Annotated in this window: 19 protein-coding genes and 1 pseudogene; 13 read left to right on the forward strand and 7 right to left on the reverse strand. The window is 48.8% G+C overall.

All coding sequences use genetic code 11. From position 1 onward, the window contains the following. Positions 1-38 precede the first annotated feature (38 nt). The 3 genes from FMR86_RS14715 to FMR86_RS14720 all read left to right on the forward strand — a co-directional run bounded on the left by FMR86_RS14715 (position 39) and on the right by FMR86_RS14720 (position 2,140). Complete coding sequence (locus FMR86_RS14715; protein WP_163352160.1) at positions 39-695, forward strand: helix-turn-helix transcriptional regulator; 657 nt, start codon at positions 39-41, stop codon at positions 693-695. A gap of 231 nt (positions 696-926) precedes the next feature. Then, a complete protein-coding gene (locus FMR86_RS20440) occupies positions 927-1,094 on the forward strand; it encodes a hypothetical protein (RefSeq protein ID WP_203544909.1) in 168 nt (55 codons plus the stop codon). 335 nt (positions 1,095-1,429) lie between these two features. Next, positions 1,430-2,140: a UPF0489 family protein gene (locus tag FMR86_RS14720; RefSeq protein WP_163352161.1), complete on the forward strand. Its 711-nt coding sequence runs from the start codon at positions 1,430-1,432 to the stop codon at positions 2,138-2,140. A gap of 73 nt (positions 2,141-2,213) precedes the next feature. Here FMR86_RS14720 and FMR86_RS14725 read toward each other — a convergent pair whose 3' ends face one another. Further along, positions 2,214-2,552, reverse strand: a complete 339-nt coding sequence (locus tag FMR86_RS14725) for a hypothetical protein (RefSeq protein ID WP_163352162.1) — start codon at positions 2,550-2,552, stop codon at positions 2,214-2,216. Between the two features lie 322 nt (positions 2,553-2,874). Next, entirely contained in the window at positions 2,875-3,444 is a 570-nt protein-coding gene (locus FMR86_RS14730) for a hypothetical protein (protein WP_163352163.1), read from the reverse strand. Between the two features lie 81 nt (positions 3,445-3,525). Here FMR86_RS14730 and FMR86_RS14735 point away from each other — a divergent pair, with 81 nt between their 5' ends. Continuing rightward, complete coding sequence (locus FMR86_RS14735) at positions 3,526-3,990, forward strand: hypothetical protein (RefSeq protein WP_163352164.1); 465 nt, start codon at positions 3,526-3,528, stop codon at positions 3,988-3,990. A gap of 260 nt (positions 3,991-4,250) precedes the next feature. Here the strand turns inward: FMR86_RS14735 and FMR86_RS14740 are convergent, their stop codons facing one another. Then, positions 4,251-4,832, reverse strand: a complete 582-nt coding sequence (locus tag FMR86_RS14740; RefSeq protein WP_373682486.1) for a substrate-binding periplasmic protein — start codon at positions 4,830-4,832, stop codon at positions 4,251-4,253. 245 nt (positions 4,833-5,077) lie between these two features. On the opposite strand from FMR86_RS14740, the gene FMR86_RS14745 reads away from it, so the two are divergent. The 3 genes from FMR86_RS14745 (at position 5,078) to FMR86_RS14755 (ending at position 10,347) form a co-directional block, all read left to right on the forward strand. Then, positions 5,078-6,118 (forward strand): endonuclease/exonuclease/phosphatase family protein, encoded by a 1,041-nt coding sequence (locus FMR86_RS14745; RefSeq protein WP_163352166.1) that lies wholly within the window; start codon positions 5,078-5,080, stop codon positions 6,116-6,118. Between the two features lie 129 nt (positions 6,119-6,247). Beyond that, the gene (locus tag FMR86_RS14750) at positions 6,248-7,306 is read left to right on the forward strand and encodes an ABC transporter substrate-binding protein (RefSeq protein ID WP_163352167.1); all 1,059 of its coding nucleotides are present in this window, start codon (positions 6,248-6,250) and stop codon (positions 7,304-7,306) included. Between the two features lie 20 nt (positions 7,307-7,326). Beyond that, positions 7,327-10,347: a response regulator gene (locus FMR86_RS14755; protein WP_163352168.1), complete on the forward strand. Its 3,021-nt coding sequence runs from the start codon at positions 7,327-7,329 to the stop codon at positions 10,345-10,347. Between the two features lie 8 nt (positions 10,348-10,355). On the opposite strand, the gene FMR86_RS14760 is transcribed toward FMR86_RS14755, so the two are convergent. Continuing rightward, positions 10,356-10,781, reverse strand: a complete 426-nt coding sequence (locus tag FMR86_RS14760) for an iron-sulfur cluster assembly scaffold protein (RefSeq protein ID WP_163352169.1) — start codon at positions 10,779-10,781, stop codon at positions 10,356-10,358. A 152-nt stretch (positions 10,782-10,933) separates the two neighbouring features. Between FMR86_RS14760 and FMR86_RS14765 the strand changes: the two genes are divergently transcribed. After that, on the forward strand, positions 10,934-11,848 hold the full coding sequence (locus FMR86_RS14765; protein ID WP_163352170.1) for a LysR family transcriptional regulator: 915 nt from the start codon (positions 10,934-10,936) through the stop codon (positions 11,846-11,848). 22 nt (positions 11,849-11,870) lie between these two features. Then, positions 11,871-13,055 (forward strand): GNAT family N-acetyltransferase, encoded by a 1,185-nt coding sequence (locus FMR86_RS14770; protein WP_163352171.1) that lies wholly within the window; start codon positions 11,871-11,873, stop codon positions 13,053-13,055. Here the strand turns inward: FMR86_RS14770 and FMR86_RS14775 are convergent. Further along, a complete protein-coding gene (locus tag FMR86_RS14775; protein WP_163352172.1) occupies positions 13,052-13,657 on the reverse strand; it encodes a YqiA/YcfP family alpha/beta fold hydrolase in 606 nt (201 codons plus the stop codon). The genes FMR86_RS14770 and FMR86_RS14775 overlap by 4 nt on opposite strands. A gap of 103 nt (positions 13,658-13,760) precedes the next feature. Here FMR86_RS14775 and FMR86_RS14780 point away from each other — a divergent pair, with 103 nt between their 5' ends. After that, a complete protein-coding gene (locus tag FMR86_RS14780; protein WP_163352173.1) occupies positions 13,761-14,912 on the forward strand; it encodes a GAK system CofD-like protein in 1,152 nt (383 codons plus the stop codon). Between the two features lie 21 nt (positions 14,913-14,933). Beyond that, positions 14,934-15,785 carry a deoxyribonuclease IV gene (locus tag FMR86_RS14785; RefSeq protein WP_163352174.1) on the forward strand — a complete coding sequence of 284 codons (852 nt, stop codon included), beginning with the start codon at positions 14,934-14,936 and terminating at the stop codon, positions 15,783-15,785. 104 nt (positions 15,786-15,889) lie between these two features. Here FMR86_RS14785 and FMR86_RS14790 read toward each other — a convergent pair whose 3' ends face one another. Further along, positions 15,890-16,165, reverse strand: a complete 276-nt coding sequence (locus tag FMR86_RS14790) for a DUF2325 domain-containing protein (RefSeq protein ID WP_163352175.1) — start codon at positions 16,163-16,165, stop codon at positions 15,890-15,892. A 257-nt stretch (positions 16,166-16,422) separates the two neighbouring features. Here FMR86_RS14790 and FMR86_RS14795 point away from each other — a divergent pair, with 257 nt between their 5' ends. Then, the gene (locus FMR86_RS14795; protein WP_163352176.1) at positions 16,423-19,542 is read left to right on the forward strand and encodes a PAS domain S-box protein; all 3,120 of its coding nucleotides are present in this window, start codon (positions 16,423-16,425) and stop codon (positions 19,540-19,542) included. A 92-nt stretch (positions 19,543-19,634) separates the two neighbouring features. Beyond that, entirely contained in the window at positions 19,635-20,126 is a 492-nt protein-coding gene (locus FMR86_RS14800; RefSeq protein ID WP_163352177.1) for a hypothetical protein, read from the forward strand. A gap of 212 nt (positions 20,127-20,338) precedes the next feature. Here the strand turns inward: FMR86_RS14800 and FMR86_RS20870 are convergent. Continuing rightward, positions 20,339-20,444, reverse strand: a pseudogene (locus tag FMR86_RS20870) (IS110 family transposase); the annotation flags it as partial.

Genomic DNA, 20,444 nt, shown 5'->3' on the forward strand with positions numbered 1-20,444 from the left:
GAACTTTTGCGTTAAACTGTTGTTAATTTGAGGTGCCGATGCAAGCTAAAGATTTTGATTCCTTTTTTGAAAGATTGAAAGAGCAGACCGATATTTCCACGCAGGCCCAATTGGCGCGGGAGCTGGGAGTCGGCAGGGCGGCGGTTTCCCTTGTTAAGAAGAAAGGGGCGGTTCCCCCGCGTTGGATTCTGGAACTCTCAGTGCGCTATAATCTCGATTCCACATGGCTTGAGTCCGGTGTCGGTTCTCCGCGTGCAGAAGTTAATGCCGCTGAATTTGCTGATGAGTTCGCGCGTATTCCCAAGGTTGCGGCCCGTCTTTCCGCGGGGGGCGGCTCTTTTGAAACCGGAGGAGAAATCGAAGGTTTCTATGCCTTTCGCAAGGACTGGATCGGCAGCAAAGGTAATCCCACTGATATGGTGCTGATGGAAGTTTATGGCAACAGCATGGAGCCGGAATTGAAAGAAGGTGATATTGTTTTGCTGGATCAGTCGCGCAAGGATATTCTCGCCGGAGGAATCTACGCTGTGGGCGTGGAGGATACGGTCATGGTTAAGAGGGTGGAAAAACGTCCGGGGCAGGTGGTGCTGCATAGTGACAACAAGGATTATACTCCTATCCATCTCGGCGGCGACGAACTGGAAAACGTGCGTGTGCTGGGGCAGGTGGTCTGGGTTTCGCGTGAATACCACTAATAATTTTAGATAGATATTTTGTTTCAAGCCTCCCTTTGCGGAGGCTTTTTTTGTGGCTTTGAGTTGCACTGACTGAACGTAACTAAACGAATTTCAGTTTTAATGTTTAGTTTTGTTTAATTTAGATTGACATAGGTGTTTTGTTGTGGTTGATTAGAGTCGTCACATGGCAAGGGAACGCCGGAAAGGCGGTAGTCTGGTTAATACATGTTCACGAAGCAGGAGTCAGTCATGCAGGAAAGATTTTGCAAATGCGGTAATCGGGTCATGGTCCAGTACCACAGCAAAAAAGATGAAGCATGGTTCACCCGTTTCTGGGTTATGGGGAATACATTCGGCAAGACCATCCGGGTCTGTCCTGATTGCGGTTCCCCTCTTGATATCAACAGCCTCAAATAAACATTATTTCTCCGAGTTTTTCGCTTCTATTCAGGCGGGAGCACGGGGAGTTCAGCGGCGATGACTCTTCGCCGGATATATTTCAAGATTTCTGCAGGCTTCTCCCCTGTTGCCTGCCGGAAGACAGCACCGTTTCATCTACACACTTAATCCATCTCTCATCATCACGGCAGACTGTCCGTCGGGGACAGTCTGCCGCGTCCGCAAAGAAAAAGCTGTTCTTTGCGGACGCCGTGCTGGTCTGAATATGATCTTCTGATCAGGCTGGACCGCAAAGCAGCAGGCTGATACACACTCTGTGTTGTTGATTTATGCCTGAATGACCGGAGGAAGAAATGGGTGAATGGATAGTTGATTTTCAGGGGCGTAACCACTCCACAGCCATTAAGCTGAATTTTTTGTGGCAGCAGGATAATATTTTCATCATGGATAACCACCGTGCCGCGTTGTGGTGCTGGCTGAAAAGTCTGAAGCGTGGTGAAAAACTGAACTTATTTCATGTAGACCGCCACTTTGACGCCCTGTTTTCTGCACAGGATTATTCACATTTTCCCCATGAATCTTTTGAGAATTTCAGCATCAGCGAATATCTTGAATGCGGGTACGATAATGAATTCTTTGCTGTAACTCCGCTGTTCCGCTGGGATAATTATCTGGGGTTATTTATTGAGAAATACGGCGAGCGGATAGAAAACTGGGCATTTGCCACCCACGGCAAGGGTTCCGCCCCGCAGTCCATCCGTTATGCAGCGTATGAGCCATGGGAATTTCCTGCTGCTCTGGGCGAATTGAATGGGAATTGGATTTTCAATCTTGACCTGGATTATTTTTTCGGGCGTATGGCTGGCAATAAAATGGGCCGTCTTTTTACTGATACTTATATCAGGGATTGGGGCGTTGAATTGCGTAAGGCTCTTGATGGCGGGGTGATCAAAGTCCTGACCGTGAGCTTAAGCCCGGAGTGCGCTGCCGGATGGGAAGGGGCGGAAGCAGCCCTTACCGTATTGAACGAAGGCTTGGGTATTGATTTTTTCCTGCCGGAATAGGAATTAAACACAAAGAAGCCCCGGTAATTCATATTGATTGCCGGGGCTTTTCATTTCTTGTGACCTAAAGGGGTTAATCCCTGTTCCAGACCTTGAATTTGTGGTTTGCAAAAAAGTCAGTGTAGAGCTCTTCGGCTTTTTCCTTGAATTTGTCGTCATGCATAACCAGTACACTGAGGGCTTCATACTTGAAGTAAGCCACTACATCATCCCAGTCTATTTCATCCTTATCACTTTGAAAGCGGAATCCCTGCAGGCCGGGTTCAACCAGCTTCTGGGTCATGGGGTCGTCTACTCCGGCTGTTTTAAAAAAATCGCAGATTTCTTTTTTTACTTCTTCCGGCCAGTCTGTTTCCCCGAGGGGAACGAGATCCTGAAATTTATTTTCCTGACCTTTTTTGAGTATATACATTCTGGTCTCCATTTTTCAGTTTCCGATATTTGAGCAGAGTATGAAATAAATGGAATTGTTTTTCAAGAATATCCCTGCATAGAGGTGAAAATATTATTAATTGATAAACCGAAAAGACACCAAAGGCTCACACAGTACAAGGAAATTGTCACTGCCGTGTCATGAAGCGGGAAGTCGGGCCGTGTATTTTGGGTTTCAACAACACTTCTGCATCTCTGAAGAAAATGTACCAGCTTCTTCCCAGCTGTTCCCCCTTTGGTCTTCCCTGACACCCGGACCGAAGGGGGAAACTTTTTTCCGGGCTTAGAGCAATGTTATCAGTCTATTTCACCCGCAAAAATCTGCCGATAATCTGGCCTGTGGCCGGATTGGGGGAGTCATCATCAAATTCAGTTTTCAGGAAGGTCAGGGCTGAACAGTCCGGCGAAAAAACAAGGGTCCTTATCTGAGAGTTGCCGCCGCGCCCGTATTCAATGATGTCCGTTACATATATGGTATTTGCGGCGATGGTTATTGATCTGCGCACCTCTGTTTTATCCAGTATCCATGTTGATTCCAGATAGTTTCCGGTTTTGGGTATGATGTAGGTGTCGTAATGGCTGTTTTGTCCGTCATCGCCTATGAAAATATTGAGGGATGCTTCGGCATGGACCAGCTTTCCTCTGTAATGGACGGTCACTTTACCCTTGAATGCTCCACTGAAGCGGGAATTATCTTCCGCAATTGTTTTAGGCTGTTCCGCGGTTCTATTTGGTGGTTGCTCAGTGGCCGGTTTCTCCTGAAACAGTCCATAGCGTGGTCGTTTTAGATCTTTCAGGTGATCCAGTTCCTGTGCCGATACCGGGATGTAGGCAATAAGCATCAGGAAAATCGCATAAAATATTTTTTTCATGTCTGGTGCTCCGCTGTTTTGCTGGAGGGATTTGCTACTTCCATGTATTATGGTTGTATAAGAATTTGGAGGACAATGTTTATGTCTCGTTATGTTTCTGTTTTTTTCTTTTTACTGCTCACTGCAGGACTTATTGTCTGTGTACCTCATCTTCAGGCCGAAATGAAGATCACCCTCAAGGACGGTAAGATTATCGAAGTTCCCGTGTCCGAGGATGAAGTTAAATCCATTGAATACGGTGATGCACAGAAGACTGCTGAAGTGCTGCCGGAAAAGGCGATTCGAATGCAGAGTGCCAAGTACGGCAATATCAGTTTCGAACTGGAAGGAGAACTAGGCTACAAGCATTATTTCTGCAACGCCAAAGATGCGTTGGTAAAAAAATGCGATGGTAAAAATAATTGCCGGATCATCGTGGGCAACTCTTTTTGCGGCGATCCTTATCCCGGCAAAGGGAAATATTTGTACGTTGAGTATACTTGCGGGCAGAAGCTCAAGCGGGCAAAAAAGTCCCAGACCGAAGTAATGGTACTTAAGTGTCCTTGATTTGATTCGAAATTACCCGGCAGGTCCGTTTTTTGCTTTCACTGAGAAAGGTGAAAATTATTCCTGCCGGAGGTTTGCGTATGCGGAATACTTTGGCACTGGGGCTTGTTCTGCTCAGTGGCATGCTGCTTTTAAATTCAGGTTTTGAGGTCTATCGTTGCTTTGTTCCAAAAAAATATACGGAACAGCAACCTGTCCGGCTGGTCCGGATCGAGGGTAAAAATTGTCCCCTTTACTACCCGGAGGGACAGTAGGAAAAACTATCCCCCTTCCTGTAATTCAGGGAGGGGGTTGTTTTTTAAGAATTCGTTGAAATCGTGCAGAAAGGTTGATTTTTTACGGTTGACCAGCAGGTGCAGCCTAAAAGTGTAGAGCGGGGTTTCCAGTATTTTGAAATCATCCATTGAATGTCCGCTTTGTTTTACCAGTCCGGGGAGGGTGGTTTTGTTGCATATTGCCGCATCCACTCTTTTTTTCAGGAGAAGTGTCAGCATCTGCTTTGTGGAGTATACCGGGTGTTTGTTTATAAGACCTTTTTCGAAATAAGTGTCCAACGGTCCGAATGAATTGCCATGCAGTACGGTTATGGTCCTGCCGTATAAATAGTTCAGGTCGGTTTTGGTGATAGGAGAATCCCTGCGCACAAGAAGATGGTCACCAATAGTCCACATGGGAAGGGACGCGCTGTATTGTGATTTGGCATCGCTGCTGATGAATATTGGATCAGTCAGGGCAAAGGCATCAGCTTTACCACTGCTCAACAACTTGCTGATTCTGGCTCTGGGCAGGCATTTGTATTCAAATTCATATTCCGGATACTGTTCATTAAAATCATCCATCATATCAATAAATAGTCCGCGCAGGCTTTTAGAGGGTTCCTTTTTACTCGTTACAGTGTAAAAAGGAGGAAACTTGTAGCCGAACACTATTTTAATGTGCCGGGAGGACGTCTGTTCTGCATGGCTCCCAGTCGCGCTAAAAAGAATAAATGCAATCAGTAACAATGTTGTTTTTATGGATGATATAAACACTTTGCTTGCCACATATCTTTGTAATTATTTGTGTTTTTATGGAGGTGCTGAGTTGTATGTATACCATTTTTAAATTTTTTACAGCTGTTTTTTTATTCCTTATTATTCTGGCGGCGGGGTATTTTCTGATCAAATGGTTTACTGCACCGCCCTACCGGATTGGTGAGTTGGAAAGGGGGGAAGTCTTACGGTTCAACGAGGCGGGCAGTGCACAGGGGGCAGAAGAGAACTCCCTGCGGGTGCTCAGTTATAATATCGGATTCGGAGCAGGGTCTGTGCAGCATACTTTGGCCGATGAACACCCGGAATCATTTTACACCGCCAATCTGGATAAATTCATTGATCTGGTCAGGAAAGAGCGTGCCAATATCGTGCTGCTGCAGGAGGTTGATCTTGATTCAAAACGTTCCTGGTACATGAATCAGCTTGAGTATATTATGGAAAGACTGGGCTGGGGCTACGCCGCTCCCGTAGTGGATTGGGATATGTTTTTCCCGTTACGAAAGGAGCGCAAAATAACCAAAGCCACGGTGGTTATTTCAAAATTCCCCATTGTTGCCAATGAGTACACCCGGACTTCCTGTAAGCCGAATTTTGAAAATATGCTTTTGAATGTATTTTATTATCCTTTGCTCTGGGAATCCACCATGCAGCGGGTAGGGGTTGAGGTCGGCGATAAGCGTTTGGATGTATACAATGTGCATCTCTGTGTCTGGAACAGGGAAGCCCGCGTGGCGCAGGCCCGTTATCTGACCGACTGGGTGAACAGGGAAAGTGCCGGTGTCGGGTATTTGATCGGCGGGGATTTTAATTTTCAGGCCTACATCAGGGGAACCCCGCTTCCTGAAGATGATCTGGCTAAGCCTCCATTCATAAACGAATTCCGGGAGCGTTTGCAGGGATGTGGAGAAATCCTGAGCAGTTCCGGTGATTCCGCAGATGTCATTCATAAAAACTATACTTTTGATGAACGCAAGCATCGGTATGACTTCCTTTTTTATTCTTCCGGTCTGGTCCGGAAAGAGGGTGAAGTTGTTCGCAGTATTGATGCTTCCGACCATTTTCCGGTGTTCGGTGAGTTTCGATTGTTAAGGTAAATATGCTGATAGGAGGAATCATTTCAAAAGGGTGTGTTTATCTGTCTGTATGAACGAAAAAGTGTTATAGGTAAAAACGGTAATAAAAATCCCCGTTCTGCCGGGGTGATGCTGTATCATGAGGGTGTGATGAAAAGAAAAAGCAGTTACTTTGCCGTATTCAGTCTATTAGTCAGCTTTGCGTATTGTGCTTTGGTTTCAGAGGCACAGGCAAAGGATGTTTTTATTGTCCACAGCTACACACTGGATAACATCTGTGGTGAACCGCAGCATCAGGGTGTTCTGGAAAGTCTGACCGAAGCCGGGTTTGTGGAGGGGGAGAATCTGACTGTGCATAAATATGCCATGAAGACAAAAAAAGTGAATAACACCCCGGAGCTGATAGATAAACAGGCTGAAATAGTTCTTGAAAAAGTGAAATCCGTGAAACCGGATGTTCTGGTTCTGCTGGACGACAATGCATTTAGAACTGTGGGCCTTAAACTCGTTGATACGGATATTGATATTGTTTTTTGCGGAATGAATGGGCAGCCTGAAGATTATGATCGCAAAGTAAAATGGATGGATTCACGCGCTGAACCGGGCCATAATATTACCGGTGTATATGAGAAACTTCATTTCATCGATGCCTGCCGGGTGCAGAAGAAGATCCTTCCGGGATTGGAAAAGATGCTTGTTGTTTCCGATAAATCCCCCACGGGCAAGGCGGTTCTCAAGCAGGTTAACAAAGAGATTATCGAGTCCGGAAGCGGGCTGGGAATTGAGTTTGAAACCCGCATAGCCTCTTCATGGGAAGAGTACACAGCTATTTTGAAGCAGGCTTGTGCCGATTCTTCAATAGGTACTATTTATCCGGCTGCAACTCTGCTTACGGACAGTAAGGGGAAAAGCCGCTCAACTTCTGAAATCATAGAATGGACCGTTGCAAATTGTCTCAAACCGGGAATTTCCATTAACTATTCTTTTGCCCGGCTGGGAATGCTGGGCGGGGCCGGGGTTGATTTCATTGCCATGGGCAGGCAGGCCGGAGAAATGGTTGTTTTGATAATGAAAGGAACTTCCCCCGGTGATATTCCGGTTGAAGAGGCCGAGCGTTACGCGCTGGTTTTTAATCTGAAACGGGCCAGGAAGCTGGGAATGGAGATTCCTACGGATATATTGATGGCTGCTGACGTTGTTTACAAATAGCTGAAATTCGTTTTGCCGAGATGAAGAACACAACTTCTTACAAACTTTCCTCCTTGGTGGCTGCTGCTATCTGCGGCATGGCCATTGTTACTGCTTTGGCCATGGGCGGGGTCTTTTCCTACAGCTATTTCAGCACTCTTCAGGATGAGTTTCATGACCGGGTCCGTGCCGAAGGACAGGAGGTAAGTCTTGAACTCTACAGTTTTCTGCACCGGGCCATGGCTCGTCTTGGCGAATTGAGCAAAGATAACTCTATCCGGGTGGCCATGATGATGGGGGTGGATTATCCCCTTTCCGAAAAATTGTCCGAGTATGATCAAGCCCCGCTGGGAATTGATTTTTTTGTCCTGCGTAAGGACGATGGCAGGATTTTTGCCTCCTCCGCAAAGCCTTTCAATGAGGGGGTCGTTCATAATGCTCTTCTCACCGCACCGCATCGCTGTTCGTTCTGCCGCATAGGTCAGGGCGGTTTTATAACTGTTTTTTCCCTGCCTATCCGCAGTCGGTCGGAAGTGGTGGGCAGTGCCGCCTGTCTGGTTGATTTTTCCCGTTCGGAGTTGCAGTCAGCACTTCGAAGTTCCGACCTTAGCAGGATGGTGCTTTTTGATAAGGGGAGCGCGTACGATCTTATAAGCGGTGAACATCTGCCGCTATCACTTAGCGATCCTGTCGGAGAAGATGATCTGGTTAAAGTTACCTATGGTGATGACCGGAAAGGTGTTCTTTACCGCAGCACACTGGTGCCGGGGCTGGCTTATCTGGTTTCTTATGACAGCCTTAGCGAGTCATTGCAGCGTTCATTCTGGCTGCTTTTTCCCCTTTTCGGGTTGGTAATAGGGCTGTGTATTCTTGTCTCCCTTTATCTGAGCAATATTCTGACCCGCCCCTTGAGCAGCATAACCGCTTCCGCGGGAGATATATCCAGCGGCCACGGAGAAGATCTCCCTGACCGGGAAAGCCTGATTACCGAGATCAACGCTTTGGGCAAGGCTCTTTCTTCCATGCTGCAAAGTCTTCGCAAGACTAAAGGTTTGGAGCAATATCAGTTCTATTTTGATAATGTTGACGATCTTGTCTGCATTACCGATATGGACGGTTTTTTCCTGAAGATCAACAGCAGGGGAACGGATTTTCTGGGCTACGGTTATGATGAGTTCCTGAAGAAAACTGTTTTCGAGCTTGTTCCTTCCTATGAGCGGGAAACTCTGCGCAGCATCATGAATGGAATTTTTGCAGAGAACGGTTCCCGGCAGTTTGAGTGTCCTGTAATCTCCAAATCAGGTGAGATTGTCTACACGGATGTGCGTTCACGCAGGATCACCTATCAGGGGCAGGATGTGCTGCTGAGCGTGGTTCGCGATGTAACTGACCGCAAAAGGGACGAAGAAGAGTTGCAGCGCTATGCCGCAGAGCTTCTCAAGGCCAAAGAGGTGGAGGAGAGAAACTCCGCCCACATGGCGGACACGTTGAAAAAACTTGAGGAAGCCATGGCCCGTGCTGAAGTGGCCAACCGGACCAAGGGCGAATTCCTGGCCCAGATGAGTCATGAAATCCGTACTCCCATGAATTCTATTCTGGGTATGGCCGATATGCTCTCAGATACCAGCCTGACCACGGAACAGAAAAGTTATGTTTCTATTTTCAGGGATTCCGGCAAGGCCTTGATGAACCTGATCAACGATATTCTGGATCTTTCCAAGATTGAGTCCGGCAAGCTGACCCTTGAAGAGACGGAATTCAATATCGATGAGCTGGCTGATGAAGTTGCCGGGATCATGTCCGTGAGTGCCTGGAAAAAGGGGCTTATATTTGCCTGCCATGTTGATCCGCTCTGCGCTGACCGTTTTCGCGGTGATCCCACCAGAATTATGCAGATTCTGGTCAACCTGCTCAGTAATGCCATAAAATTTACTGATTCCGGCAGCGTATTGCTCGATATTTCGAGTAATTCCGCTCCGGATGGGCAGGCTGTGCTGAATATGGTTGTCAGTGACAGCGGTATCGGTATTTCCGAAGAAAAGTTGAAAGTTATTTTTGAGAATTTTGTACAGGCCGATTCTTCGACCACCAGAAAATACGGCGGCACCGGACTCGGGCTTTCCATTACGCGTAATCTTGTGGAAATGATGGAAGGGAAGATCAGCGTGCGCAACCTGCCCTCCGGCGGTGCGGAATTCCGGGCCGAAATCAAGGTTGGACATGTTGATTCTCTGGAAGCTGACACCGCAAGGGTGAGGGAAGCCATGCAGGACCGCGAGGTGCTGGTTATTGATGAGCGACCGCTGGTCAGGAGCTATATCTGCAAATGTCTCAACGAATGGGGAGCCAGCTGCCTGCAAGCCGGGGATTTGAATTTTGCCTGCGTGCAGAGTGGGTCCTGCCGCAATAATGCCGAACTGGTAATTGTTTCGGACAGGCTCGGGGAAGAGGACGGGTTAAGTGAAGTGGAAGGTATCAAAGCGCGTTTGAATACAGAAAGCCCCGTTCTTTGCACTCTTTCGTCTTCTCCGGGGGAGAGCAGCAACTGTCCTGAAATCGATCTGCTTTTCGGTGTTAAGGGCAGTGTGCGCTGGCCGGTTACCCGCGGCGGGCTGCTTAAGGCTATGCTTGATATCTATGGCAGGAGCGTCAGTCCGGCAGAAGACGGGGATGAGGCTGTCGAACTCAAACCGTTGCGTATCCTTGTGGCCGAAGATTCAGAAAACAACCGTATGCTTTTTGACTTTTTCCTGAAAGATACTCCCTTCAGGCTGCGCTACGCCGATGACGGCCATGAGGCCGTGCAGATTTATCGTGAGAATAATTTTGATATGGTATTGATGGACATTCAGATGCCCGGAAAGGACGGTCTGGAAGCTACCCGTGAAATAAGGGCTTATGAAGCGGAGAACGGCTACCCTGCCACTCCGGTAGTGGCCCTGACCGCCAATGACGGAGAGAAAGATAGAAAGCTTTGTCTTGAGGCCGGTTGCAGCGGTTTTTTGAGCAAGCCGATTAAAAAAATTACCCTGATAAAAGGAATTCTCAAGTACAGCCAGTAGAGGCGGGGTTACTTTCTGCCCAGCCAGTTGCCCAGTGCTTCCTGCAGTGCAGAAGAGGCCAGATGGGCGCAATGGGTTTTGTCTTCCGGCAGTCCGCCCAGTCGCTGGAGGATGTGTTCTCCGTCTATCTCAGAGGCTTGGTCAATTGTTTTTCCGGTACAAAGTTCACAGGCCATATCTGCGCTGACAATGCTGGGACCGCATCCGGTGGTGTAAAATGAAGCCTCGCTAATGGTCCCGTTTTCTATTTTGAGGAATATTTTGATGAGGTCTCCGCAGGAACCCTGCATTTCCCCCGCTGAATCCGGGTTTTCCATGATCCGGGCGTGGGCCGGGTCCTGCCAGCGTGAAATTTCCTCCCCGAACATGTCGTGGGCTGCGTCATCGCATTGCTGCTGAATATCAGAAAGAAGGTTGTCCAGATCGTCAGTCATAATAAAAGCTCCTTGCTAAACTAAGCGAGCAGAGGTTGGCCCAAGCCGGGGGAAAATGCAATCACTCTTTTGTCTGAATTTTAACCTTCCGACATTAATATTGTAATTATACAGGATTTATTGTTGAATAAAGGGAGGTCGGATTTAAAAAAATGGAATTAAGACAGCTCAGATATTTTATAGCCGTGGCCGAGGAGTTGCACTTCGGCCGGGCGGCCCGCAGGGTGCATATTGCCCAGCCCCCTTTTTCACAGCAGATCAAGTCTCTGGAAGAGGAGATCGGCGCGCGCCTGCTGGAGCGCAACAGCCGCAAGGTGCGGCTGACCAATGAGGGACGCTATTTTTACAAACAGGCCATGGATATTATGGCCCATGTAGAAGAGGCGACGGCAACTGCCGGAAGGATGGCCAAAGGTGAATACGGCAATGTCCGGGTCGGTTTTCTTGAGATCGCCATGGACAGCCTGTTGCCGGAGGCGGTGCGTTCCTTCAGTCACCGTTATCCCGGAGTTTCGGTTCGTTTAAGCCAGTTTGGGGCCTCCATCCAGTTGGAGAAGATTCATTCAGGAGAACTGGATGTGGGATTTTCCACTGTCTATCTGCATGCCATGGAAGGACTTTCCTCAGTTAAACTGTTTTCAAAAAAACATGTGCTTGCAGTGCCGGAAGATCATATCTTTACCGCAAAAAAAAGCGTATCATTGAAAGACATCGCAGGGGAGAATCTGCTCCTGTTTCCCCGGACAGGACAGCCGGACCTTTATGACTCCATTATGGATGCATTTACTTCACGAGGTCTGGTGCCGAAGGTCCGGCAGGAAATTTCCGGTCTTTCCGGGGCTTCGGCCTTGATTTCCTCCGGCATGGGCGTAACTTTTCTCCCGGATAACAGCCGTGTCTCGCGCAAGGGGATTGCCATGGTCCCCATCAGTGATGATTTCCCCCGTATGGAAATTTACATGGTCTGGAACAGGGAAGATTATTCAAACACGGCCGGGGTTTTCATGGAATGGGTGGCTGACTATTTTTCAGTTTCCGGGGCATTTGCCGGAGAGGTCAGCGGTTAGATTGTTTTTTCAGGGTTGGTAGATGACTGATATTCTGGACGGACTTGAAATATCATGGGTTCCTTCGGTCACCGAAGTTGATCGTGATGAGTGGAACAGCCTGGCAAAGGGGCTTAATTTTCCTTTTCTGGAGTGGGACTGGCTGCGGCTTATCGAGCAGAGCGGCAGTGCCACGCCGGATACCGGATGGCTTACGGCCCATCTGCTAGTCCGATATGAGGGTAGGCTTGTGGGAGCTGCGCCCCTTTTTGTCCGCGACCAGAGCGAAGGCGAGTTTATTTTTGACCGGGTCTGGATGGAAGTGGCTCAGAAGGGCGGCATTGCCTACTATCCGAAAATTGTAGGTATGAGCCCGTTTACCCCGGCTTCCGGCTACCGTTTCCTCGTTTCATCTGATGTTCCGGGCAGAAGGGTAAGCGGATTGATCTGCCATACTCTGGACCGTTTCTGCTCAGTGAACGGTTTGGGCAGTTGCGCTTTTAATTTCGTGGACCCGGACTGGGTTATTGATATGGAAGCTTTCGGCTATGCGGCCTGGAAACATCAGGGGTATGTCTGGGAGAATAACGACTATCGCGATTTTGAGCACTGGCTGGGCACACTGAACAGCAACAGGCGCAAGACCGTCCGCCGTGAACGCAAGGCTTTGCGGCGCGAGAATATCCGGGTGGAAAGCCTGACCGGCTATGAAATTCCGGACAGCCATTTTGACCTCATGTTTAAATGTTACGAATCCACCAATGATAAGTTCGGGGTTTGGAGCTGCAAGTATCTCACGCCGCAGTTTTTCGAGGGATTGAAGCAGAACATGCGGGAAAACCTGATGTTCGCCGTTGCCTACCGCGGCGATGATCCGCAGCCGCTGGCCCTGTCCATGTTTGTTTTTTCCGGGGACAGGCTCTGGGGCAGGTATTGGGGCTGTTTCGAGGAAGTGCGTTTCCTCCATTTCGAGCTTTGCTATTACGCCCCCATTGAATGGGCCGTGGCTAACGGCATAAATTCATATGATCCCGGTATGGGCGGAGAGCACAAGGCCAGACGCGGCTTTTTTTCCACCCCATCCTACAGCCTGCATAAATTCACCGACCCGTCCATGGACCTGACTTTCAAAACCTACATTCAGGAAGTGAATAATCTTGAAAACGGGTACATCAGTGAAATGAATGATCTTATGCCTGTCGGTAGTACGGAGAACGACAAGGATTAGCTCCGCTGCTTCAGCAGGAAAGTCCGGACATTCTCATCCGCAATGGAAATCCGGTCATATCCTTGAAACTGGTGGTCGTTGTCATAGGAAATGATTTCGGCCCCGGCCTTCCTGAGTATTGATTTCATTATATTCTGGTCCAGCAGTTCATCCTGCTCTCCGATCAGGGCCAGCACGTGTCCTTTGTTCACGCCCTTTTCCGCAATTCCTTTCTGCAGCTCTTCTTCCACAATTGTGAAGCGGTCCACATGTTCCTGTTCAATGAGGATGCTGTCGCCGTTAGAAAATTCATAAATTTCGCCCAGCCGGCTGCGGACCAGTGCTGCCGGGGTCAGTGCCGGATTGATCAGCAGTGCGGGGACTCCGTGGCGCAGGTGCATGATCAGGGAGTATAAACCGCCCATGGAAGAACCCTGCATGACAACGGGGCGGTTTTTGTTTTCCATGACAATGGCATCGATTATTTCAAGGCAGTCCAGCGGGTCGGCGGGCAGGTCCGGGCTGATCATTTCGTGCTCGGGATAATTCTCAGTAAGTGCAGCGGCCTTGGAGTTTGCGCCGGATGATCCGAATCCGTGTATGTTGATAAAAATGTTTTTCATATCAGTAAGATTTAGGTATGTTGTTTGTCAAAAGTTTTGATCTGTCCTTCCTATCTTGAACCGGGTATTAATCAAATGTGTGATGCAGGTAAAGGAGCAAGTGGTGAATAAGGAACATCCGGCAATTGTTTTCTTCAGCGGAGGCACGGCTTTGAACGGGCTGGCCGCTGAGCTTGCGAAAGTCAATCCGGCGTGTGCCTATATCATTACTACTTTTGATTCCGGGGGCAGTTCTGCCGCGCTGCGGGAAGTGTTCGACATGCCCGCGGTGGGTGATGTCCGTAACCGTTTGCTGGCCCTTGCCGATACCGTCAGTCCTGAAAAAGCCAATATTGTTGAAATGCTCAATACAAGACTGCCCTCCTATGCGGACCGTACTGCGCTGTATGGGCAGCTTTCTCATCTTGCCAATGGTTCCCACACACTTATGGATGGTTTTTCCGAAGTGGTCCGTAAGATTCTTTCCGAGCGGTTTGCCCTTTTTATTGAGCTGGCCGGGGACAGTTTTGATCCGGTCAATGCCAGTCTGGGCAATATTGTACTGGCCGCCGGGTTCATGGCCCACCAGAGAGTGCTTGCTCCGCCCATTGCCCAGCTTTCCCGGCTCATCGGCGCAAGGGGCATTGTCCGCGCTTCCACGGTGGATAACGGGCATCTGGCAGTGCGTCTGGTAAACGGGGAAATTCTCGCCGGGCAGCATTTGTTCACCGGTAAGGAGCGTGATCCCGTTGCTTCCCCTATCGATGGTATGTGGATATGTTCCGGGGTGGATGATCCCTGGCCGCGTCCGGTGCATGCATCGTCGCTGGCCATTAATCTGGTCAATGATGCGGATTTGATTGTTTATCCCATGGGCAGCTTTTATTCCAGCACATTGGCTGCTGTTTCCCCGCAGGGGCTGGGGCAGGCTGTTTCCAATAATTCCTGTCCCAAGGTGTTTATACCTAATATGGGATTTGATCCTGAACTAATCGGCCACGACATAAATCTTCAGGTGGAACGGCTTCTGGAAATACTGCGCATGGACAATGCCGCCTATATAAGTTCCGACAAGGCTTTGAATTATATCATTATTGATTCCGAGAGCGGCAATTATCAGGAGGAGCAGGATTTTACGGCTTTGGAAAAACTGCCCCTGAAAGTAATTGACCGCAGGCTTGTTTCAGATGAGTCTGGAGGGCTGATTGATCCCCGGCTATTAAGCCCCATACTCATGGAGTTGGCGGTAGGGATGGGAATCCGGGATACAAGTTAAATCTGAAAATAAGGAATCTTTATGTATATAGGTGCTCATATGCCCATAACCGGCGGGGTGGACAAGGCTGTGGAAAGAATAATGTCCATCGGCGGGACCGCCCTGCAGATTTTCACCCGCAACCAGCGCCAGTGGAAGGTCAAGCCCCTTGAAGACAAGGTGGTGGAAAATTTTAAAAACCTGCGGGAGGAATGGGGCAATTATCCGGTCAGTGTCCATGATTCCTATCTTATAAATCTTGCCTCCCCCAAGCCGGACAGCGTTGCAAAGTCTGTAAAGGCTTTTGCTGAGGAATTGCGCCGTACAGAGCAGTTGGGCATTGAATATCTGGTCACCCATCCCGGTTCGCATCTCGGCACAGGCAAGGTTGAGGCTCTGGAACGCTACGTATCAAATCTTGATCAGGCTATTGCCCTTTCGGAAACAGAGGAAGTGAAGGTGCTCATTGAAAATACTGCCGGTCAGGGAACCAATCTCGGCAGTCGTTTCGGGGAACTGGCGACCATACTTGAGGATTCCGGTTATACTTCGCGCATGGGGGTCTGCTTTGATACCTGCCATGCTTTTGCCGCCGGTTACGACCTGCGCACAGCTGAATCCTGCGCAGAGGTTTTTGAGCGTTTTGATAAGTTGATCGGTCTGGATTTTATCCGTTTTTTTCACCTGAATGACAGCAAGCAGGAGCTGGGTTCCAATAAAGACCGGCACGAACATATCGGAAAAGGCTATATAGGACTTGAAGGATTCAAGTCCATCATCAGCGATCCACGTTTTTCAGCGGTACCCAAAGTGATTGAAACACCAAAGGATGATGACCCGGAATTCAAGCTCGACAAAATGAATATCGACCTGCTCCGTTCCCTGCGCGAATAACAGGCGGGGAGGACTGTTTCTGACAATCCGGTTTTTGGTAACGGGGAAAAGACTGTCTCCAAACCGTCTTTTGCGCCGCAATTTTTCCGACTGATCAGATGTGACTACAGATTTTCAAGGCAGTTCCTCAGGGTGGAAACACCGCAGGAATGGAACATGTGCAGAGGAATATCTTTTGCCTTGGTGTACTTTACGATGTCTTTCTTTGCTGCGTGTGAAATCTGATTGGTAAAGATGATTACATGGTCGGCATTGCCAAGTTTTGAGGAAACCTTGTTTTCCTTGCCGGTGAAAACTTTGAGTTTAACGCCTTTCTTCTTGGCTGAAACAATGTAATCCCGTTTAAGTCTGTCCATACCGCCTATAAGGGCTGCGCACATGATTGCCTCCATGTTTTTTTAGTGTTGATTATTTTATAGTGAAAATGATTTTCAATGTCAAGAGATGGTCTAAAAAATTCTCCTTATAAATTGAGAGTGGCGGACTATACCGGAAATACTCAAAAGACATGCAAGATTGCTATTTTTTGATGCGGGTTTAAGTTATCATTTGATTTCAAGCTTTGTGGATTTATTGTAGTTTCGTATGGATGGTATTTATTTCGGTTCAAATTTACGCTGATGGAAATTTTAATTTGATGAACAACCATGGCTCAATAGCTGATTCTGGATCAGGCAATTTCGGGTACCGCATTCTGCTTATGCTTGCATTCGCGGTTTTTGCCGGATTTGTCGGACTCTCGTTATGGGTCGGCTATTCTTCCCAGCTGCAGGTACGGAATACTGCCCGCGAGCTTTTTGTAGGCGAATCTGCCAGGCGGGCCATGGCTGTGAGTTTTTATTTTTCCAACCGGGTTTCCGAGCTTGAGAATGTAGCTGCAAGAGGTCCGGTGCAGTCCCTGATTGATGCTCTGGAAGGGCAGGGTCCGGCAGTGGCGAAAAAGGATACCGGCCTTGTCGACGATGTCTGTTCGTTGTTTAACAGCAATCTGGCCCGGCGCAGTGTGGGGGATGAACTTGCTTATTCCCGAATTGCGTTGCTTGATGAAAACGGCGGATTGCTTGTGGATTCAGATGCTGAGTGCGTGCTGGACGGAAACAGCGGCGGATTTGAAAATTTCAGGGTTCGTCATGGCACCCCGGCTTTTTTCGCAGGAGAGTACGGTGGGGAATTATCCATTGTGGTCAGTGTTCCCGTGGATGCAGCAAAGGGTATACGGGGGACAATCGTCGGCTGGACCAGAGTGGAAAGTCTGCAGCGCAGTCTCGGCTTCATGACAGTCTCTCCCTCTGTGGGCAGTGATTTTCTGCGTGTGGGCAGCACTGTGGTCGCTGTCTCGGACAGTTCCGCACAGCAGAGCGGACAGCTTTTGCTTATGGATGCCCTGCATGAATGGAACGGTTTGACCATACTTGAAGCCGGGCAGTCCGGCCGGGAGGTCGATTATCTGGCCATCTCATCACCTGTTCAAGGGACGTCGCTCAGTGTCATCAGTCTTGTGGAAGAGGAAAAACTGTTTGGCTTTCTCAGCCTTAGGACCCAGTTCCTGCTGTCTTTTTTTCTTTTTGTGGTGATTTCAGGCGGTTGTTTCTGGCTTGTGCGTTCCGTGCTGGGACGCAAGGTTTATGAAGCCCGCATGCAGGAGGCGGCCAAAAGAGTTGAAGAGGTCAACAGGCAGAAAGAAAAGATCGAACAGGAAATCAAGAACCGCCATCTGGCCGATGCCCTGCGCAGAAGGGCAGAGATAAAGTTCAGGGATATTTTTGATAATGCCCCCATCGGTATTTTTCAGGCTACCCGGGACGGCAGCTACCTGACCGCCAACAAAGCTCTTGCGCAGTTGTACGGTTATGAGAGCAGTGAAGAGCTGATTTCCAATGTAACAAGCGTCGGCGATCAGGTTTACGTGGATTCTGATGACTGGTCGCGGGCTATGCAGATGCTCCGTCTTTCCGGACAGGTTGCCGGTTATGAAGTTGAATGCAGGCGCAGGGACGGCAGTTCCATCTGGACTTCACGTGATTTCAGGCTGGTGGAAGGCGAACCGGGGATGCCCGCATATGTGGAAGGTTTTGTAATAAATATCAGTGCCCGGAAGAAGGCTGAAGAAAAGCAGTTGAAGAGTGAATGGCGATTCCGTTCCCTTTTTGAAAATTCCCCGGTACCGCTCTGGGAATTGGACATGCGTGAGCTCAAAAAGCTGTTTGATTCGTACGGTCCGGATATGGCTCCGGTTATCCGTGAAGAACTGCTTTCCGATTCTGCTTCACTGAAACGCTGCCTCAATTTAATTGAGATCATAGACGCCAACAACCGGACCATTGAATTTTTCGGGAGTGCTTCCCGCGAAGAGCTTATCAGTAGCGGTTTTTCTTCTTATGTAACTCCGCATTCGTGGCGTTTTTACAGGTCTATAATTCTGGACCTGCTAAAAGGGGCGCAACGTAATCGCAGTGAGTTTAATTTTGTCCGTCTGGACGGGAAAGAACAATCCCTCATTCTTAACCTCAATATTGTTCCGGGATTTGAAAGTTCGTGGGGCAGGGTGCTGGTCTCTGTTGAGGATATTTCAGAGCTCAAGAAGATTGAGAAGGAGCTGCGGTCCAGCCGGGAAGAGGCACAGGAAGCCAATGAGGCCAAGGGACGTTTTCTGGCAAATATGACCCATGAATTCAGGACCCCCATGAATGCGGTCAAGGGCATGGTCCAGCTGCTGCAGCGTTCCGGGATGAATGCAGAGCAGCAGGAAAACCTGCGTTTGATCAAATCATCCGTGGACAGTCTGCTGGTCATTGTCAATGACATCCTTGATTACTCCAAGCTCGACACCGTGCACATGGAACTGAATGAGGAAAATGTTGATTTTCCTGCATTTTTACAGGAAATGCGGGATGTTGTTGATGTCGGAGCCATGAATAAGCCGTTGCAGGTCTTTCTTGAAGCGGAGAAAGTTCCGGAGTGCATTCGGGTGGACAGCCTGCGTCTACGGCAGGTGCTGGTCAACCTGCTGGGCAATGCGGTGAAATTTACTGACAAAGGCTCTGTTACCCTGCGCTGCTCCCCGGCCCCGCAATCCGGTTTGGAAAGTAAAGCCTATCTTCTTTTTGAGGTCTCGGATACGGGCATCGGACTGCCTGAGGATGCTGTGGACTCTCTGTTCAAATCATTTGTGCAGGCCGATCCGAGTATTACCAGACGTTATGGCGGCACCGGATTGGGATTGGCGATCTGCTATAAGTTGGTTAAACATCTTGGCGGTGAGCTTTCAGCCCGGAACAATGAGCAGGGCGGAGCTCTTTTTTCCTTTACCCTGCCTGTTGAAGTTTGCAGTGAAGTTCCAGCTTTTGAGGAGGGCCCCGAACTCCAGACTCCGGTTGATCTTTCCGGGGTAAAAATTCTGGTGGCGGAAGACAGTAAGATGAATCGCATTCTGTTGCGCAAGATTTTCGATAAAAACGGGATCACGGATTACGTGATGGTTGAGAACGGCAAAGATGCTGTTGATACCTTTACGCAAAGCGATGATTTCGATCTGATTTTCATGGATATACAGATGCCTGTTCTGGACGGTTTTGAAGCGGCACGGGCGATTCGTAAGACCCACTCCCCGGTCAGGATCGTGGCCCTGACCGCAAACGCAGGCAGTGAATTCCTTGAAAAATGTTATGACAGCGGCATGGATTCACGCATCACCAAGCCCTTTAATGTGGATGACCTGCTGGCCGAGGTGGCAAAAGCTGCGTCCGATATTTCTTGAACGCATTCAATTCCGATGGTAATTCCCTAATCACGGCGTATGAAATTCAGACAGACGGTCTGTTCTTAGTTGTTTATTACGGGCGATTTGTGATGATAAAGGCTCTTGCACAGAAAAAATATAATTATATACGTGTGGCCCCTTTACCTCATTTTGTTCTGGGGCTTTGTATCGGTATGGTGGTGACTCTTGCATGGCTTGCCGCTGAATTTTACCGGGACGGGCACAGTTTCGGCTTTATCACTTCGGCGGCCATTGCCATGAGCTGGGTGACCGGAGCGTTTTTTTCCGTGGCTGATATTATCAGCCGCTACCGCGAGTATCTGCGTATCCGCAAGATGCTGGTCGATAAGGGCTACAGCGATAAAATTTTCAAGGCCGTAGCAACTTCCCGCTGTCAGCGTGATGCCGCCCTCTGGGCTGCACGGCAGGCCGGATACGGGTGTCTTGCCAAGAAGGTCTACCACCGTCTGGGCTACCGCTGGTATCACCTCATGCCGGATATGCTGGTCCGCAATCCCTTCCGGCTATTTACTCCGAAATTTTTACGCACAGCCTTCATGCCCGGCAAACGGGTAAAATAAGGATGCCTCCGGCGGCTGGGGAAGGGGAACTTTTGGAAAAGTTCCCCTTCCCCAGACCCCATCCCCTCAAAACTTTTCAATAAGCTTCGCATATAGCTTCCTACTACTGTCTTCGAAATCAAAATCAGCGAAGCTTAATAAAAGGTTTTGGGATTCTTAAACCCTTTTGCAAAAGGGTTTAAGCCGCCGGAGCAACGGTGGCAAAAGTCAAGCTACGCAGGCTGCTCAGACCAATATTGGTCGTTAGCAATTAGGGCATTCAAAATGCCAAGTAACTTTCTCATTGATGCGACCATCGCAACTTTATGAGCTTTGCCA

This window comes from Desulfovibrio sp. JC010 (assembly GCF_010470675.1).
Classification (GTDB): domain Bacteria; phylum Desulfobacterota; class Desulfovibrionia; order Desulfovibrionales; family Desulfovibrionaceae; genus Maridesulfovibrio.